The organism is Algoriphagus yeomjeoni (genome assembly GCF_049821175.1).
Lineage (GTDB): Bacteria > Bacteroidota > Bacteroidia > Cytophagales > Cyclobacteriaceae > Algoriphagus > Algoriphagus yeomjeoni_A.
The window spans coordinates 2,297,745-2,316,596 of sequence record NZ_CP187512.1; the positions used below are offsets into that span (position 1 = coordinate 2,297,745).

The following is an 18,852-nucleotide window of genomic DNA, read 5'->3' on the forward strand; positions in this document are numbered from 1 at the left end:
TTTAGAATTTGACATTAAGATTAAAACCTAAACCTCTGGTAGAAGGAAGACCTGTGGACTCCATACCAACCAAATTATCAGAAGAATACCCGAATGATTCTGGATCAATATTATCAACCCATTTCTTTATCATGAATACGTTATTTGCCACGAAATTCAGCTTGACTGATTTGAATGGCTGGTTTTCAGGTAAATGTTTGGTAAAATCATAGCCCAAAGTGATTTGGCGAAGTTTCACATAGCCTCCATCATAGATAACTGGCTCTACCAAAGCTTGAGATCTTACTACTTCCCAATAGGACTGCACTGGCGCTACTGCTGTATTTATTTCACCAGCTTCGTTTACTCCATCTCCTACGACTCCACCTTCTCTTCCTTCTAGGGTCATTTTATGTAAACCATGTCTGGTAGCATTAAAATTGGTACCGGAAAGCATAGTATTTCCCAACTTATAGTCAATCAGGAACGACAGCATTACTCCCTTATAATTGAAGGAGTTATTAAAGCCTCCAACCCAATTTGGTAGTGCACTTCCGAAATTAACAAGGTCAGTGGTTCTAAGTGGAAGCCCGTTAGCACCAAAGATTTTTCTTCCTTGATCATCTCTTCTGTAGCCAAAGCCTGCCACTTGCCCCATTTCCATACCAACGATTTGTCTCAATTCTCCATTGAAAACGTGGGTTCCTACGGTGATTCGCTCTCCAGGATTATCCGTCAATAGGCTAAGAACTTTGGTTTTGTTGTAGGCAGAGTTTGCGGAAAATTCCCAAGTAAAATTATCGTTCTCCACAGGGACAATGGTTAAGAGCATTTCAATTCCCTTATTTTCACTTTGACCACTGTTGATAGAAGTATTGACAAATCCAGAAGCATCCGAGATCTGCGCACTTACAATCTGGTCCGTTGTGAGTTTTCTGTAGGCCGCCAAGTCCAAACTCACTTTGCCTTGGAACATCCGTAGTTCTAATCCAACTTCTGCTTCACCAATTCGCATTGGTCGCAAATTCGGATTTGGTAGATTACTTCCGTTAGGACCACCTACTGGCTGACCTCCAAACAGGTTATTATTTATGCCATAAAATAGCACATTGGAATAGGCTCCTACGTCGGCATCACTTCCCACCTCAGCATATGCTACTCTTAGTTTTCCAAAATTCAACCAGCTGCTTTGAGCAAAATTCTCAGTGAATACCCAGCTAGCTGATAGAGAAGGATAAAGAATACTTCTATTTTCTTCTGAAAGTGTGGAAAACCAATCGTTTCTAACTGTACCAGTTAGGAACAACATATCCTTATAAGAAACTTCAGCAGAACCGTAGATTGAATTAACGGCCCGCTCATTAAGGTCATAAATAGGATCTTTTGCTCTTCCATTCTGAACCGTATAAAGATCTCTAACTACGAAGTCGGTCACCTGTACACTATTCAGGTCAGACCTTCTCTGCATGTGATTACCACCAATATTTGCATTGATTCCAAAATCACCAAACTCCTTATTAGCATTGATCAAAAAGTCTGTGTTTATCTCACGGAATCTTCGTTGCTCCTGGGTGTAAACACCATTTACAAAACCTGCTGGGGCTGGAGCTCGAGATGCTTGTCCAGTTGGAAAGTTATTATAATCCTGATCTCTAGTCCAGAAATCCTGTCCAACTCTTCCTTGCACAAATAACCAGTCAGTCAATTGGTATTTAACCGCTATGTTTCCAAAAATCCGGTCTCTACGGATATTTTGAAACTGGTCAGAAAGTGTGAAATAAGGATTGGTACGATTTCTAAATCTCGAATAAACTGCTTCATTTCCATTCGCATCATATCGGTTATCACGAAGCACATCCAAAGGCATGGAATTAGCCATATTGTAAAGTGCAACCGGGATTGTGTTATCCTGCTGACCTATGTTTGGAGGATTATCGTTCTGTTCGTGAGAGTAATTAAAGTTTCCACGGAAACTGAGCTTGGAACTCAAATCATAAGCAAAGCCTAAATTGATAGTCTTTCGGTTGTATGTATTGTTTGGGACTATGCCCTTACTGTTCAGATCAGAAAAAGACAAACTCATTCCACCCTTTTCGCCAGAGGTAGCTAGCGTAATAGAATTAGTTACGTTCTGACCGTTGCGGAAGAAATCATTGATAATACCCCTTACTGGTACATAAGGAACAGTAACTCCATCGAAAAGCATTTGGGTCATGCCAGGAGCGAATTTCTCCCCAAAGGACCATTGCCCAGAAGTAGGGTTTGGAGTGGTCGGTCTTACACCTTGCTCACCCTGACCATATTCATATTGGTAATCTGTGAAATCAAGGGGAGCTTCGTTCGTGTAGTTTAGGTTATAGGTAACTCCCAATCCTCGACTTTCATTTTTGGTTTTGGTTGTGATCATGACAACCCCGTCTTTGGCTCGAGAACCGTATAATGCAGCGGCGGCAGCTCCTTTCAGAATAGTCATTGATTGTACATCATCAGGATTGATACTGGATAGTCCATCACCACCATCAGAGGTATTTCCTCCTCCACGCACGCCAATACTACTATCAGAGGCATTATTACCAGGATTCGAACCGAAGTTGGTATTATCAATAGGTACACCGTTCACTACGATGAGCGGATTATTTTGACCCGAAATAGAGGATTGGCCACGAATACGGATTTTTGATGTACCTCCAGGACCGGAGCCCAATGCTGAAATACTCACCCCGGCTACTTTGCCTTGAAGTGCATTCATCACGTTTGGCGTCCTGTTGATAGTCAACTCATCAGATTTCACGGTTGAAGTAGCGTAACCAAGACTTTTTGCTGATTTCTCGATGCCCAAGGCAGTTACCACAACTTCTTCCAAGTCGCTAGCATCCACTTGCATGCTGATGTTCACTACTGACCGATTGCCAACCACTTCTTCTTGATTGAGGTATCCTACAAAGGAGAAAACCAGGACAGACGTTTCGCTCTCAACATTAATTGAATAGTTTCCATTATTTCCAGAAACAGTACCTGTTGAGGTTCCTTTGAGAAGAATATTAACTCCCGGAAAACCCATCCCATTTTCATCGGTCACTCTACCGGTAATCTCTATCCTTCTTCGCTCAAGTTTTGAAATGGCATTTCGAGAAATTCTCGCATTTGAAGCGGAGGTTCTTCCCTCAGAAGAAGGAGCAGCAGCAGAACTGAGGATATTATTCAAAATGGGGTCTTTAGCCGTTAGGCTGGATTTGTTTTGAAAAATCACATAAAAATTCTCTCCCGCTTTTTCATAGCTGAGTCCTGTTTCTTTCAGGATTACTTTCAATCCCTCCTCTACAGAACTAAAAGAAGATTTTGACGATTTGATTCTTTTTGATTGAACCAATTCATCCTTGTACGCTATCGAGACTTTAAACTTATTCTCGAATTGTGTCAGAACCTCTTTGAGGTCTCTGTTTTCACTCCTAGACGAATAGGTGTCTAGGTTCTTTTCCGATGCTATCAAACCCTCGACTTGCGCTGATGCAAACCAAGAAATCGAATAGCTCATACATAATAATAGTACAAACTTTCTCATTGTAAACTGGGTTCAGGTTTTTTGGGGAATACTTCATTTTGGGTTACTTAATCAGATACTTATTTTGCTCGTTTACTATTTCAATATTGAAGATTTTGGAAACTTGATCCATAAAATTTGCAGCATCTCCAAGTGGCATAGAGCCCGATGCTGTTTGCATTAGCATTTCCTCATCTTCAAATTCTATCTCAATTCCATAATTATTTTTGGCCATTGTGATGATTTCACCTAAGCTGGTTTCATCCAAGTTTAAGACCTTGTCTTTCCAGGAAGTATAGAGTGATGTGTTCACCTTTTTTCGTTGAAACTTACTTTCTTTAAACTCTACCAAATCACCCGGATTCATCAGGATTTTCCCTTCCTTATCTTTTACTGGAAAGCTGAGGGTCACCATGCCTGAGGTAAGCACTACCTCTGTCTCTTGCGATCGGTTATACACGTTAAACTCTGTCCCGAGTACTTCTATTGCTACATTTTGGGAACTTAGAACCTTAAAAGGTTGATGATCTTTTTTATGGACTACGCTAAAAAATGCCTCACCTTCGATCCATATTTCTCTGGCAGTCTGGCCCTCCCAATTGTCGACAAAAGTCAATTTTGAATTAGAATTGAGAATAACTTTAGAACTATCTGGGAGTGTAATTTCTTTGGTTTCTCCGAAGGCAGTTTGGTACTCGATCTCCTTTGGGGAGTCAAACCAAATCCAAGTCAGAAGGATCAATGAAAAGGAAGCAATAGCCAAGGCAAGTGGCCAAACTTTTCTTTGCTGAACAACCGGCTTTTGCACTGCAGTTGGCTTGATATCAGCTTGAATTGCACTCCAAACATCAAACAATTCTCTTGGCTTCATCTCAAACTTCGACTTATCTAGATCCAAAACCAATTTTCTTGCTTCTTCGATCATCGGTACTTTGGTTGGGTTAGCTTTTTTCCAAGCCTTCCAAAATTCCTCATGCGCCGAATCACCATAGAGTACCCATTCTTTAAAAAATGGATCCATGACAAAGTCATTTGTAAAAAAATTATCGTATTCAGATGAAAGATGATTCACAGCTACTCTTTTGGTTAATACCTATAAGAGTGACTGAAGATTAAAACCTCATCATTTTTTCTAAACTTTTTTCAAAGAAAGTTTGAGAGGCAAAATAAAAAGCTGATTTAGAGAGAATTAAAAAAATTAAATGATTTAGGAGTGAAGCTCCAGAAAGTTATCGCAGCGCAACCCTCATGCATTGAAGCGCTTTTGACATGAGGTTATGTGCAGCTGCTGGAGTGATGGACATTATACTTGCTATCTCAGCATAACTTAGATCATTGAAAAATTTTAATATTAATATTTCCCTTTGGCGCTTTGATATTTTAGTCAATCCATTAAAAATTTTCTTCTCGTTCTCTTTCCTGAAATCTTGAGCAAGAAGTTCGTCCTCAACAGAAAGATCGAAATCTAAAAACTCATCGTTTTCATTAGAATCCGTAAAAAGCTTTCTATTTCTATTGATATGTTGGATTAACAGGTTTCGAAATGATGTAAAAAGGTAGTGTTTTACAGAATCTATTTCAGTTAGTGTTTCCCTTCGATTCCAGATATTGGTAAATAATTCTTGAATACAGTCTTTGACTAATTCACTGTTATAGCAAAAATGCATACCGTAATTGAAGAGTACGTTAGAAAATCTCTGATAGAGGTTAGAAAAAGCGAGATCATTCCCCTTTCGGACGCTTTGCCACAGGGCAACATCGTCAGAATTAGTCCTCAAGTCAGTTTTTTGGCTTCTTGAAATAAATAGATTAACTGGACTACCCATATTCAAAATTTTATTACTGTAAAATTCCGATTCAAGGTAATAAGTTTTTTAATACATATCAAAGACTTCCTTTATATATTGTACAGAGCTAAATAACCAACTAATCATCGACTTCAATTACCCAAGCATGCCAGCTATAAAAAATCCTGCATAGGTACCCAAAGCATTCCCAAGACTTCCTACCAAGACTCCCGGAATAAGTAAATCAGGACGGTTCAAACTCTCTGCTGAAGCAAGTGCTGTAGTATTCCCTCCCACGTTTGCTTGAGAAGCAACTGCTATGACATCCCAATCAATTTTTAATAATGCTCCAATCCCAAAAATCACTATGCCATGAACTACTATGATCAGTGTCACAAATAGAATCAATGTGCCTGCCAGTTCACCCAATCCAGACAAGGTGTTCAGATCACAAAGTGTCCCAATCGTCGCCAAAAAAAGGAGTATTAGAAAAAAACCAATGGTATGAGTGCCTGATAATTTTTTGATGAATTGCAGCTGAGCCAAAATCAAAGCAACTGTAGTGAGTGTAATAATTTCAGGTATTTGTGGAAAAAACTGAAATACGAGCTTAGAAAATGCCATCGCCAACAAAGCCAAACCGAGTATTGCAGCCAGCCCAGGAATACTTACAGATTCTTCTTTCTTCAATTTTTGAACTTCATTTCCAGTCGGAAGCAACTTTTTTCTAGGAAATAAAGTCTGCAAATACTTAGGTAAAATCAGTGTAGCAATAATCCATGGCGTTCCTATCAAATTGTCAACTACCGTACTAGCAGCATACAAATCAGCATTTTCATTCACGTGGTAACTAAGCGCAACTGCATTAAAATTTATACTTCCACCTATATAAGTACCTGTGTACATACCCGCAATTGCATTTGCCATATCTCCGATTTCCGTAGCTGGCTTCACCAAAAACCAAGCAACAAGAACTCCGATTATGGTTCCCAGTCCACCAATTCCGAACATAAATAAAATTGGTCCTCCGGCTTTCTTAAGACTTTTAAGGTCAACTTCCAGCAAAGCAATGAAAATCCCCATTGGCGCCAGGTATAAAAAAACTCCAGTATAAATCGGATTACCGTTTGTTGCAGTTGGAATGATATCAATGTTTGCTGCAATTGCTGCAATCAGAATCACTAAAATAGGGGTACCGATAGTTTTCCACCCTTTGAATTTTGCAAGCCAAACAGATAGCAATACAATCATGCAAAGCATTCCACTGACATAAATTGGGTCTTGATTCCAGGTCATGGTGGAAATTAGGCAAAAAAGTCTTGAATAGATTTAACTATATTTTCTATTTCTTCATCCTTCATCCAATGGTTTAAAGGCACAGAAAGCCCTCTTTGGCTAAGATTTCGAGCATTTTTAAATTCTCCTTTACTTCGAAAAGGCTTCATATCCGGCAAAATTTGGGGATAGTGAATAGCCGTCCCAATTTCTTTCTCCAAAAGGAACCTTTTTAACTCATCTCTACGTCCAGTTTGAATCACAAAAAGATGCGCATTATGATCTTCTTGCAAAATATCTGATGGAAGCTTCAAACCATCGATTGACGATAGCTCGTCCAAATACATTTGTGCAATCCTTTTTCGAGTAGTTTGAAACGATTCAAAACGGCTCAAAATCACATTTAAAAATCCAGCTTGAATAGAATCAATACGACTGTTTCTCCCTACAATTTCATGTTTATCACGAATCACCTGCCCATGATTTAGAAGCATTTTTATTCGGTTGCTCAATTCTTGGTCATTTGTCAAGCACATTCCTGCTTCACCCAAAGCCCCCAAGTTTTTGGTTGGATAAAAACTCAAGCATCCCACATCTCCAAAAGTCCCAGCAGCTTTCCCATTTTGAAAAGAACCGAAAGACTGAGCCCCATCTTCGATGACGAAAAGCCTATGCAGTTTGGCTTTTCGCATCAAGCTTTCCATATCCACCAGCTTTCCATAGAGGTGAACAGGAATCACAGCCTTAGCTTTGGGCGTAATCGCCTTTTCCCAATCCGAAGCCAAAAGTCCATTTTCATCCGTATCCCAAAAAACAGGTTTTGCTCCAACCATCACCACCACTTCAGCAGTGGAAACCCAAGTCATCGCAGGAATAATTACTTCATCGCCTTTCCCTATTCCCAATGCTCGCAGCGCAAGTTCCAATGCATCCGTTCCATTTGCACAGGCAATAGAAAATGGAGAATTGAGGTAATTTGTAATTTGAGATTCGAAAGCTTGTACCTCCTCTCCTCCAGAAAAAAATCCCTTGTCGAGCATTTCTGCAAACTTGGATTTCAAAGCATTTTTCAGCTCCGCATCTATTCTTTTAAGATCAAGAAATGGAACCTTCATCCAATAATTTCGCTAATTGTAAACTTAGATTTCTTCGGGAGTACCGATCATTACCAGTAGCTGGCTCAGCTTTACCACTGCGCTCAAACAACTTTCTCAAACTGACTTGGATAGCGACATGATCTGAATGAGTGAAAACCTCTCCAGCTTCAGATTCTTTCAAAATCTTTGCAGAATCCCCTTCAGGATCGCCTAATGCTAAAATTGGCAAAGTAGTCGCCATGTATTCAAAAAGCTTTCCCGGGATATTTCCCTTCGCATTTTTAGTATTGGTAAGGATCAAAGCCAAAGCATCAGCTTTCTCATAAAATCCAAAAACTTCCTGATGGGAAACATATCCTGCAAAAATCACATGCCCTGATAGCCAGGAATCTGCTGCAATTTCTTCTCGAACTTGATCGCTAACTCTTCCCACAAAGGTAAATTTCACTTCTCCTGTTTCTTTAGAAAACTCCTCCTTCATTGCTTTGAGCAGAGGCATAGGATTTCTAATGGAGTCTATTATTCCGGTGTAAACCAAGTTTAGACTGCCTGCCTTTTTCTCTCCCACAGAAAATCCCTGAGGTATATCAGAGTCATCAAAACCATTGGTAATTAGATTGATTTTACGGGTTGCCAGTTGCTCCAAATCATGCTGGAAAGTGGGTGAAATTGTTGTCACAACATTTGCCTCACTAAGGACCTCTCTCTCTAATTTCCTATGCTTATTTCGAACCTGGTTTTGCATGGGAAGCTTGTCCAAAAACTCCCACTGAGACCAAGGATCTCGGAAATCAGCGAGCCAAAAGACACCTGTTTTCCTTTTCAAATCCTTACCTATTAAATGCATGGAGTGCGGCGGTCCTGTGGTGATGATTGCTTGAAATTGTCCCTTTTCAATCAATTCAGTTAAGAATTTTACGGATGGCTTTACCCAGAAAACCCGGGGATCCGGCACCATCATATTAGCTCTTAGCCATATTGCAGCTTTCTCAATGAAGCTCTGCTCTTTTTGCTCCAGTACTCTTCCTGGATGCGATTCTTTTTTGCCTCGAATTCGATCCAAAAGCTGATAAGGTTCCCAGATCGGGAATTTCATTACCTCCAGGTCTTTGGAAATTTCCTTTTCCAGCGTTTCATCCTTCAGGTCAAAATCAGGGTTCTCCGGCGTAAAAATCACGGGCTCCCAACCTGCTTCAGGTAGATACTTAGCAAATTTCAACCAACGCTGAACGCCAGACCCTCCACTCGGAGGCCAATAATAGGTGATTATTAAAACTCGTTTCTTCATAAGTGTACTATGTCCTCAGTCTAAAGTACCAAGTAGCAGGCCATAAAATCAAATATGAGTAAAAACAATGAGTCGAAGTTTCAGTATTCGGTCGCAGTATTCTGTCGCAGTAGTAAACCCGAGTTGGCGCAAGTCTTCAGACTTGTGCCGCAACTTGTGTCATATGAATTTTCAGACTTCCTACTGTAATCAGGAAACTGCAAAAAAATGGTCCAAGTCTGAAGACTTGGACCTAAAGCTGGAATAAATTTCAAATTTGAAATCTTAAATCCCCAATTTCCTTATTCCCCTTGTGCAAGAGAATAACCTCTTACTCCGTCGAATGAATACAAATTCTCAGTTTTGATAAAGTCAAATCCAAGTTCTTCTACTTGCTTCAGCAATTCTCGAACTTGTGCATGTGTGATGGTTCCTTGCTCGGCATTCTGGAATCTACATCTCCAGTGGTCGGTGCAGAAAGACTCACGCATTCCGCCAGGGAATACTTTAATTCCTCTGTTGGTAATCAAGGTCAATTGGAGTCCATCAGCATTTGCTTTACGAAGCATTTCGCCCAATACTTGAGGATCTCTTCCTGGCTCATCCCAATCTACAAATACATCCACTCCTATTAGCTCTTTTTTGGCTTTGGTCACAGGAGATACAAAGACATTCATTGGAGTGGTATCTTTATCAAATTCAGCTGGAACCATTGACGTAGGAAGTTGACCGATTCTTTCGATCACAGCATTTGCAAACTCCTCAGTGCCAACTTTCTTAGTAGAAAGACCTTCCTGATAAATATCACCTGTGTGAATTCCATCTTCCAATGTCTTCATCCATGCATTAGAGATTTTCTCAGCTATCTCAGGCTGACCAATGTGAACCAACATCATAATTGCACCATTTAGCAATCCTGATGGATTCGCAATACCCATTCCCGTGATATCAGGAGCAGAACCATGAATAGCTTCGAACATCGCTACTTCTTCACCCACATTTGCGGAGCCACCGAGCCCTACAGAACCGGTCACCTGCGCTGCTACGTCGGAAATAATATCTCCGTAAAGGTTAAGTGTTACGATCACATCAAAAGTCTCTGGTCTATCCGCGATCAGAGCCGTTCCGATATCGATGATTTTATGATCATTTTGAATATCTGGATACTCCTTTGCGATCTCGTCAAACGTCTTGTGGAAAAGACCATCAGCAAGTTTCATGATATTATCCTTAGTCATACAAGTCACTTTTTTACGACCATATTTCTTAGCATACTCAAATGCATAACGGATGATTTTTTCAGAACCTGGCTTAGAGATCAATTTCAAAGACTGAAAAACTTCCTGAGTCTGTCTATGCTCGATTCCTGCATACAAATCCTCCTCATTCTCACGAATGATTACAAGGTCTGTCTTCGGAAAATGAGTCTTGATAAATGGTGAAAAAGCCTTACATGGTCGCACGTTCGCGTACAAACCAAATGAAGTTCGTGTGGTCACGTTCAACGACTTAAAACCACCTCCCTGAGGAGTCGTGATTGGTGCCTTCAAGAAAATTTTTGTTTCTCTCAGCGATTCGAAAGCATTCGGTTCCATACCGGAACTGATTCCTTTGAGGTAAACTTGCTCTCCGATTTCGATTACATCGTATTCAAGTTGAGCTCCAGCAGCTTCGAGGATCGCCAGTGTAGCCTTCATGATTTCGGGACCGATCCCATCACCATAGGCAACTGTAATTTTTCTTTTGGAAGACATATTAATATAGTGGATTTAGTTAAAATTTGATTTTGAACAAAAGTAAATAAAAATGTGGAAGCAGGTTTTTGACCTAGGACAAAATCCACAATATCTAGGCTTTAATTACAAAAGGGGTAATAATCCTTTACCTTAGGTTAAGCATTTTCCCAATCCCCAGTTTGGGAATGACTACCCTACTTGTATATTTGTTTTTATACCCAACGATAAATTATGGCTGATTTCAAAAACATCCTGACTGAAGTGAAAGGTGGAGTGCTTCACTTGACCATCAATCGTGAAGACAAAATGAACGCATTGAATTTTGAGACTTTAGAGGAGCTAAGGACAATTTTTGAAGAAGTTTCGGATAACAAAGAGATCAAAGCGGTGATCATCACAGGAGCTGGAGAAAAGGCCTTCATAGCTGGCGCCGACATCAGTGAGATTGCCACCTTGAATGAAGTGAATGCCAGAAAATTTGCTGAAAACGGTCAGGAAATATTCAGCATGATAGAAAATTGCCACAAACCAGTGATTGCTGTTACAAATGGCTATACACTTGGTGGAGGTTGCGAATTAGCAATGGCCTGTCATATCAGAATTGCCACAGCCAATGCAAAATTTGGACAACCAGAGGTTAATCTTGGGATTATTCCTGGCTACGGGGGAACTCAGCGATTGACAATTCTAATTGGTAGAGGAAAAGCTAATGAGCTAATGATGACCGGTGACATGATTGGTGCGGACGAAGCTAAAAGTCTAGGATTGGTAAACCATGTAGTTCCTACTAAAGATGAGGCGCTAGCGAAATCTGAAGAAATCATAGGTAAAATCCTTAGTAAAGCCCCTCTTGCTATAGGTATGATTATTGACTGTGTAAATTCAGTATATGTACCTGATGAAAACGGTTTCCAAACTGAAGCAAACAGCTTTGCGCGATGTGTGAAATCCGGAGATTACAAAGAAGGAACATCTGCTTTTCTGGAAAAAAGACAGCCGCACTTCAAAGGAGAATAAACTCCTTGACACTGAATGAGTAATTTCAAAAAACTAGCTGGACAGACCGCAGTATATGGACTGAGTAGTATTCTTGGTCGATCAATTAATTTTTTGATGATTATCGTGTATACCGAATACCTCAGCAAAGAGGCTATGGGTTCGTTCACGAGTATCTATGCGCTGGTAGGATTTATGAATATTGTGTTCACCTATGGGATGGAGACTACTTTTTTTAGATTCGCAACCGGTAAAAATTTAGACTCAAATAAAGTTTATAATACAACCCAGTCCTTGCTCATCACGAGTACGCTCCTTTTAGGAACGGGACTGTATCTACTGGCTCCTTGGTTAGCTGAATGGCTCGATTATCCGGGGCAGGCCTATTTATTCAGATGGACAGCATTGATCTTGTCTTTTGATGCGATTCTGGCTATTCCTTTTGCTAAGCTCCGTTTAGAAAACAAAGCCTTGATCTTCGCAGGCACGAAGATTTTGAACATCTTCCTTAACATTTTCTTCAACCTTCTTCTGATCGTTGGCTTCCCTTATTTAATTGGTGGTGGGGTCATTCCAGAAGGATTTCTTGGCTATAGATCAGATTGGGGAGTGGAATACATTTTACTATCAAACCTTCTTGCAAATGGGTTGATTATCCCATTTGTATGGTGGAAAGCAGGATTTTTCAAATTCCAACTGGATGGAAAGATCATTAAGCCTATGTGGGTTTACTCCATCCCACTGCTTTTTATGGGGTTAGCAGGAGTTACAAATGAGTTGTTTTCCAGATTTCTCTTTGAATATGTACTTCCTCCCAATTTCTATGCAGGACTATCCGCTCGGGAAGCTGGAGGAATTTTTGGCGCCAATTTTAAGCTGGCGATCTTGATGAATTTGGTGATTCAGGCCTTTAAATATGCTGCAGAGCCTTTTTTCTTCAAACAAGCACAGGACAAAAACTCTCCACTGCTCTATGCTAAAGTGATGCATGCATTTATCCTGTTTTGCACTGTGTTAATGATTGCAATTTCCGTAAATCTGGAATGGATGGGGCCACTTTTTTTAAGACAACCCGGATATGAAGAAGGACTTTTTATAGTACCAACCCTATTAATGGGCTACCTACTTCTCGGCATCTATTTCAACCTCTCTATTTGGTTCAAAATCACTGATCAGACTAAATACAGTTTCTGGATCACGTTGGTTGGAGCGATAATCACCATTGCAATTATCTTCGTTTTCGTGCCAATCTGGGGATACATGGGTGGAGCGCTGAGTACTATTTCCTGTTATTTTGTGATGTGTCTATTATGCTATTTTTATGGTCAAAAATATTACCCCATCCCTTATCAGACGGCAAAAGGCGCCTTTTATTTGTTAGTCTCTTTTGCAATAAGTTATTTAGGCTTTTATTTAGATCTAGGCGTTCCTGCATTGAATTTCTTTATGAAAAACGGCCTGATCTTACTTTACATTGGGCTTATCTTCTTGCTGGAAAAAGACCAGATAATGTCCTACTTACCAAAAAGTAAGAAACCATAGTATTTAATTTTATTGTTTGGGATCATTTATGTAGCAATTATCGTTAGCAAACCAAACGACCCAAAAATCGCTTTAAGTATTCCATACTTATTTACAAACAAACTCTAATTGCATAAAAGGCATTATGTTTGTTAATTCAAGCTGCAGACCGTATTTACTGTGAATTTCAAAACAACAATCCTCCTATTTCTACTTGTTGCTTTCAGCTCCTCAGCAAGTTTCTCGCAAGAAAAGCTTTCAAAAAAAGAGCGAAAGGCACAATTGAATGAATCTCAAGGCACCCGCTATTTCATCGAAGGTGAAAAGAACCTCGTGCTTAATGATTTGGAAAAGGCATTTTTTTACTTTCAGAAAGCTATGGAGTTTTCACCTGATGCTCCTGCTATTCATTATAAAATTGCAGAGATTCTAGTTAAAGCGAATCAAGCAGAAAAAGCAATGCCTTATGCGACTAGAGCTGCTGAACTAGATCCCGAAAACAAGTATTACTCTCTAATGGTCGCTGAGATCTATACTAACCTAAAGCAACCACTTAAAGCTGCAGAAATCTTAGAAAGATTAACTGCTGATGGAGAAAACAATCAACAATACAACTTAGATCTAGCATCTATTTACCTGAACGAGAAAGAGTTAGATAAAGCACTAATAGTATTGGATCGGGCGGAAGAGTTTTATGGTATCATGGAGCCAATTACTATTCAGAAGCAGCGGATCTATTTGAGTAAAAACAACCTGAGCAAAGCAATAGAAGAAGGTAAAAAACTAGTTGAAGCCCGACCTGGAAACCCTTCCTATGTCATGAATCTGGTTGAGATTTTATACAATAACAATAGGGTAGATCAGGCATTGGATTTAGTTTTTGAAGAGATAGAAAAGTACCCAAGTCAGCCTGAATTGCAAATGGCAGCCCATACGCTTTTAAAGGATAAGGGCGAAATAGAAAAATCGAACCAATATCTGTATTCTGCTTTCGCCAGCGCCGATCTTGATCCAGAAGTCAAATCCAAAGCTTTTTCCAGTATTTTAACTGAAATCAAAACCCAGGAAAGAGAAACCCTCCTAGATAGCCTGGAAAGCTTAATGGCAAAATCCAGCCCTGAAAATGCGGATATCTACGCTGCTTTGGGTCAGCGGAGAATGCTTGAGCAAAAGACTAAAGAAGGAATAGAATACTTCAAAAAGTCACTTTTGATCAATCCGAAGAATGCTACTTTACTTGAGCAGGTGATTTTAGGGTCTTTTGGTGAAGATGCAGATTTCAAGGAATTGGAAAAATTCACAGTGTTAGGTGTGGATGAATTCCCTCAAAATCCAGAATTCTGGTTCTATGATGGTGTAGTAAAATCTGCACAAAAGAATGATGAAGAAGCCGTAGTTTCTCTTAATAAAGCGATCGAACTAAACGCTAATAAAAACCCTCAGCTAGACCAAGTTGCTTTCGGTTCTCTGGGAAATTCTCTTTATAACTTGGGAGAAAAAGAAGAAGCTTTCAGGAATTTTGATAAAGCACTGGAGCTCAACCCAAATGACGAGCAAGTCCTAAACAATTATTCGTACTTCCTATCCCTGGAAAAGAAGAATTTGGAAAAGGCAAAAACCATGTCTGATAAAGTTGTTCGGAGATTTCCAGATAATGGCACTTTCCTTGATACACATGCTTGGGTTCTTTTTCAGATGGAAGACTACGAAGGAGCTAAGAAATATATGGACTTAGCGATGATGCATGAAACACAACCAAGTGGGGTCATGCTTGAACATTACGGAGATATTTTATTTCACCTGGGTAAAAAGAATGAAGCATTGAGTTATTGGAAAAAAGCCGAAGGAAGTCCTGAGGCCTCTGATAAACTTTCACAAAAAATTAAAGAAGGAAAATACCATGAATAAACTTTTTGCAGGAATTGTGCTCGTCATAGGTCTCGGCCTTCTTTTCTCCTGCTCCAAAAAGACGATAGTCTATCAGGCAGATGGGAAAATGGAAGATTTCTCCCCTATTTACACTGACTATAACTACATGAGTGCTAAAGCCAAAGTAGTGATCGAGGAAGAGTCAGGTAAAATCACTCGCGGTAGTTTAAACCTTCGCGCTAAAAAGGATTCCGTATTATGGTTTGTCATTTCTCCCGGAATGGGAATGGAGGCTGTAAGAGGGCTCATCACTCAGGATAAAATTCAGATCAAAGACAGAATCGGAAAGGAGGATGTCAATCTAACCTTCACCGAATTTGAGGCTGTTTATGGACTTAAATTATCATTGGATATTTTCCAAAATGTGCTTTTTGCTAATCCTCCTCACCAAGTAGATTACAAAGACAGACTTGTGAGAGTAGGTAAATCTTTTGAGCTTACCCAAGTTAGGGACAAAGTAAGGTACTTTTCAAAAGTCGATGTCAATTATAGAAAAGTCTCAGAACTAGTAAGTAATTCACTTGATGATCGTGGCTCATTACTTGCCAGCTACTCCACTTTTCAGGATATAGACTCCAAGCCATTTCCATTTGAAGTTCTCTATAAACTTGCATATCAACTGCCAGAAGGTGGACAAAACACCATCATCAATGTGGAATGGACTTCAGTTGATCCTAATTCAGCCCCACTTAGCTTCCCTTTCAAATTTTGAATTGCATGTTTGGCAAATTTCTAATTCCATTTAGCCTTCTGATTGGATTCGTGTTTTTTACAGCTGTGGACGTAGCTGCCCAAACAAAAAAAACTCGTGAAGAATTAGAAAAGCAGAAAGCTGAAGTACAGGCTAGACTATTGGAATTTGATAAAATCCTAAAGCAAACCACTGCTACCAAGAAAAACTCCATAGGTGAACTAAACGCTGTAACCAGACAGTTTCAAACGCAAACTCGTCTTGTTAATACACTTGACCGAGAAGTGAAGCTAATCAATCAGGAGATAAGTGAAACGGAGGATAAAATACAAAGCTTAGAAGTACAGCTAAAGGAGTTGAAAGCCGAATACGGTCGGATGATTTATAATGCTTCGAAGCTTAATAGAGGTCTTTCTATAGTTTCTTTTGTCTTCAGCTCTGCCAATTTTAATCAGCTTTATTCTAGGTTAATGTATTTGAAACAATACACCGATAGCCGAAAACAACAAGCAGCCCAAATTGAGAAATTAAGCTTAGAACTCATTGATCAACGCGCCCTATTGGACAATAAAAAAGCTGAAAAAGAAAAAGTGCTTGCCGAAGAGCAAAAAGAACGAGCAGAGCTTGACAAAATGAAGCGAACCCAACAAGGCCTTGTCAATACGCTCACTTCTAAAGAACAAGAGATAAAAAAACAGATAACCGCGACTAAGAAACAACAGGATCAGCTCAATAAAATGATCAAGCAGGTGATCGAGGATGAGATTCGCCGAGCTGAAGCAGCTGCTAAAAAAGAAAATAGCACAGCCACCAAATCAACTGGAAGTAGTATGCCGATGACACCGGAAGTTGCTGCATTATCGAAATCATTTGCAGGTAATCAAGGTAGACTTCCTTGGCCAGTGGAAACAGGTTTTGTATCTCAGGGATATGGTACCTACCCACACCCTACTCTTAAAGGGATTACGATGGAAAGTGATGGGATAGATATCCGTACTCAGCCCAATTCTAACGTAAGAGCTGTTTTTGATGGCACAGTAACTAAAATCACCACCATGCCTGGATTTGGTGGAACGGTAATCATCAAACATGGAGAATATTATACCATGTATAGTAAGTTGAAAACCATTACTGTAAAATCCGGTCAAACTGTAAGCGCAAAAGACGTAATTGGTCAAGTTGCCTTAGGTGCTGACGGAGAAGCAGAAGTACATTTTCAAACTTGGAAAGGTCTATCTGTAATGAATCCTTCTGCATGGCTAACATCCAAGTAGCAGAGAATTGCGTATATTCATAAAAAAGATGGACTGCTTTCCCGCTGAACTTTGTGTAAGCGGATCACAGTTATATCTTTGTATCCACATTTACCCTTAAACACACACCATCATGACTACATTAGGTTTCATTCAAAACATGGGCGGTGGCTCGATCATATTGATCGTATTGGTCGTCCTTCTATTGTTTGGTGCTAAAAGAATACCTGAATTGGCTCGTGGCCTTGGCCGTGGTATCAGAGAATTTAAAGATGCTACCAAGGACATTCAGAACGACTTAGAGGAAGGTCTGAAAGACGACAAGAAAAAGTAATCTCTTAAGCCAAGAAAATTGGAAAAATTCATCTCATTCGACGAAATAAAAAAATCGCTCGAAAAGAAGGAAACAGACTGTCGTGCGATAGTCCAATATTATCTTAAAAACATTCAGACGAAGGCGCATCTAAACGCCTTCGTCGAAGTTTATGAGCAATCTGCTTTAGAACAAGCAGATCTCATCAATGAAAAACTGGCGAATGGAAATGCCGGTAAACTTGCCGGAATGGTTATCGGTATTAAAGATGTTCTTTGCTACGCAGGTCACGAATCCAACGCATCTTCCAAAATCCTTAAAGGTTTCGAATCCCAATTCACCACCACAGCCGTCCAACGATTGCTCGACGAGGATGCTATTGTAATTGGCCGGCTCAATTGTGATGAATTCGGAATGGGTAGTTCAAATGAGAATTCAGCCCATGGCAACGTATTAAATGCTGCGGATGAATCACGGGTTCCCGGAGGATCTTCTGGGGGTTCTGCCGTGGCAGTGCAGGCAAACCTATGTACAGTTTCTTTAGGGACTGATACGGGAGGCTCGGTGAGACAGCCAGCCGCATTCACCGGGGTGATCGGAATGAAACCTACTTATTCGAGGGTTTCTCGCTGGGGTTTGATTGCTTATGCTTCTTCATTTGACTGCATAGGCGTTTTTTCCAGAACTGTGAAAGACAATGCGTTGGTCATGGAAATAATGGCTGGCCATGATGATTACGATAGCACTTCATCAAGAAAATCTGTTTTGCCCTATAGCCAACTTTTGCATTTTGATAAAAAGGCAAAAGTAGCCTATCTAAAAGAGACAATCGAATCTCCTGCTCTTCAGTCAGAAATCAAAGCCAACACATTAGCAGTATTGGATAAATTGAAATTTGAAGGCCATCAAGTAGAAAAAGTAGAGTTCCCATTACTTGATTTTATCCTCCCAACTTATTATATTCTTACTACTGCAGAGGCAAGCTCCAATTTATCAAGATTTGATGGCGTGAAATATGGATACCGAACTCCAAATTCACATAACCTAGAAAGCATGTATAAGCTGACTAGAAGTGAGGGATTCGGGGAAGAAGTAAAACGAAGAATTATGCTGGGTACATTTGTACTAAGCGCAAGTTATTATGATGCATATTTCACCAAAGCGCAGAAAGTCAGAAGATTAATAAAAGATTTTACAGAGAATCTTTTAAATGAATTTGACTATATTATTATGCCGACTACTCCATCCACAGCGTTTAAGTTTGGTGAGCATAGTGGCGATCCGGTAGCGATGTATCTGGAAGATCTGTTTACAGTACAAGCTTCAGTTTCTGGAGTCCCGTCTATCTCTCTTCCTAATGGGAAAGATGAGAATGGAATGCCGATAGGTTTACAAGTGATTTGTAACTCTTTCAAAGAGGCAGAACTTTACGCTTTCAGTAACTACTTGACCGAATTAACATCATAA

General features: G+C 39.9%; 14 protein-coding genes. 7 read left to right on the forward strand and 7 right to left on the reverse strand.

Annotated features, from left to right (window positions below):
• Position 1: 1 nt before the first annotated feature.
• The 7 genes from ACPUEN_RS09120 to ACPUEN_RS09150 form a co-directional block, all read right to left on the reverse strand.
• A complete protein-coding gene (locus ACPUEN_RS09120) occupies positions 2-3,541 on the reverse strand; it encodes a SusC/RagA family TonB-linked outer membrane protein (protein WP_425639907.1) in 3,540 nt (1,179 codons plus the stop codon).
• A gap of 43 nt (positions 3,542-3,584) precedes the next feature.
• On the reverse strand, positions 3,585-4,541 hold the full coding sequence (locus ACPUEN_RS09125; RefSeq protein WP_425639909.1) for a FecR family protein: 957 nt from the start codon (positions 4,539-4,541) through the stop codon (positions 3,585-3,587).
• Positions 4,542-4,749: 208 nt separating this feature from the next.
• The gene (locus ACPUEN_RS09130; protein ID WP_425639911.1) at positions 4,750-5,346 is read right to left on the reverse strand and encodes an RNA polymerase sigma factor; all 597 of its coding nucleotides are present in this window, start codon (positions 5,344-5,346) and stop codon (positions 4,750-4,752) included.
• A gap of 117 nt (positions 5,347-5,463) precedes the next feature.
• Entirely contained in the window at positions 5,464-6,603 is a 1,140-nt protein-coding gene (locus ACPUEN_RS09135; RefSeq protein ID WP_425639913.1) for a DUF819 domain-containing protein, read from the reverse strand.
• 8 nt (positions 6,604-6,611) lie between these two features.
• On the reverse strand, positions 6,612-7,697 hold the full coding sequence (locus ACPUEN_RS09140) for a DegT/DnrJ/EryC1/StrS family aminotransferase (protein WP_425639915.1): 1,086 nt from the start codon (positions 7,695-7,697) through the stop codon (positions 6,612-6,614).
• Positions 7,678-8,967, reverse strand: coding sequence for a glycosyltransferase family 4 protein (locus ACPUEN_RS09145; protein ID WP_425639917.1), 1,290 nt, complete (start codon positions 8,965-8,967; stop codon positions 7,678-7,680). The genes ACPUEN_RS09140 and ACPUEN_RS09145 overlap by 20 nt, the downstream gene beginning before the upstream one ends.
• 281 nt (positions 8,968-9,248) lie before the next feature.
• Positions 9,249-10,700 (reverse strand): NADP-dependent isocitrate dehydrogenase, encoded by a 1,452-nt coding sequence (locus ACPUEN_RS09150; RefSeq protein WP_425639919.1) that lies wholly within the window; start codon positions 10,698-10,700, stop codon positions 9,249-9,251.
• 213 nt (positions 10,701-10,913) lie between these two features.
• On the opposite strand from ACPUEN_RS09150, the gene ACPUEN_RS09155 reads away from it, so the two are divergent.
• From ACPUEN_RS09155 to gatA, 7 genes are all read left to right on the forward strand, one after another.
• Positions 10,914-11,699: an enoyl-CoA hydratase/isomerase family protein gene (locus ACPUEN_RS09155; RefSeq protein WP_425639921.1), complete on the forward strand. Its 786-nt coding sequence runs from the start codon at positions 10,914-10,916 to the stop codon at positions 11,697-11,699.
• Between the two features lie 15 nt (positions 11,700-11,714).
• Positions 11,715-13,220, forward strand: a complete 1,506-nt coding sequence (locus ACPUEN_RS09160; protein WP_425639923.1) for a polysaccharide biosynthesis C-terminal domain-containing protein — start codon at positions 11,715-11,717, stop codon at positions 13,218-13,220.
• 159 nt (positions 13,221-13,379) lie between these two features.
• On the forward strand, positions 13,380-15,107 hold the full coding sequence (locus tag ACPUEN_RS09165; RefSeq protein ID WP_425639925.1) for a tetratricopeptide repeat protein: 1,728 nt from the start codon (positions 13,380-13,382) through the stop codon (positions 15,105-15,107).
• The gene (locus ACPUEN_RS09170; protein WP_425639927.1) at positions 15,100-15,840 is read left to right on the forward strand and encodes a DUF4292 domain-containing protein; all 741 of its coding nucleotides are present in this window, start codon (positions 15,100-15,102) and stop codon (positions 15,838-15,840) included. The genes ACPUEN_RS09165 and ACPUEN_RS09170 overlap by 8 nt, the downstream gene beginning before the upstream one ends.
• Positions 15,841-15,845: 5 nt before the next feature.
• Positions 15,846-17,093 carry a murein hydrolase activator EnvC family protein gene (locus ACPUEN_RS09175; RefSeq protein ID WP_425639929.1) on the forward strand — a complete coding sequence of 416 codons (1,248 nt, stop codon included), beginning with the start codon at positions 15,846-15,848 and terminating at the stop codon, positions 17,091-17,093.
• Between the two features lie 112 nt (positions 17,094-17,205).
• A complete protein-coding gene (locus tag ACPUEN_RS09180) occupies positions 17,206-17,406 on the forward strand; it encodes a Sec-independent protein translocase subunit TatA/TatB (protein ID WP_086501145.1) in 201 nt (66 codons plus the stop codon).
• An 18-nt stretch (positions 17,407-17,424) separates the two neighbouring features.
• Positions 17,425-18,852, forward strand: coding sequence for an Asp-tRNA(Asn)/Glu-tRNA(Gln) amidotransferase subunit GatA (gatA, locus tag ACPUEN_RS09185; protein WP_425639931.1), 1,428 nt, complete (start codon positions 17,425-17,427; stop codon positions 18,850-18,852).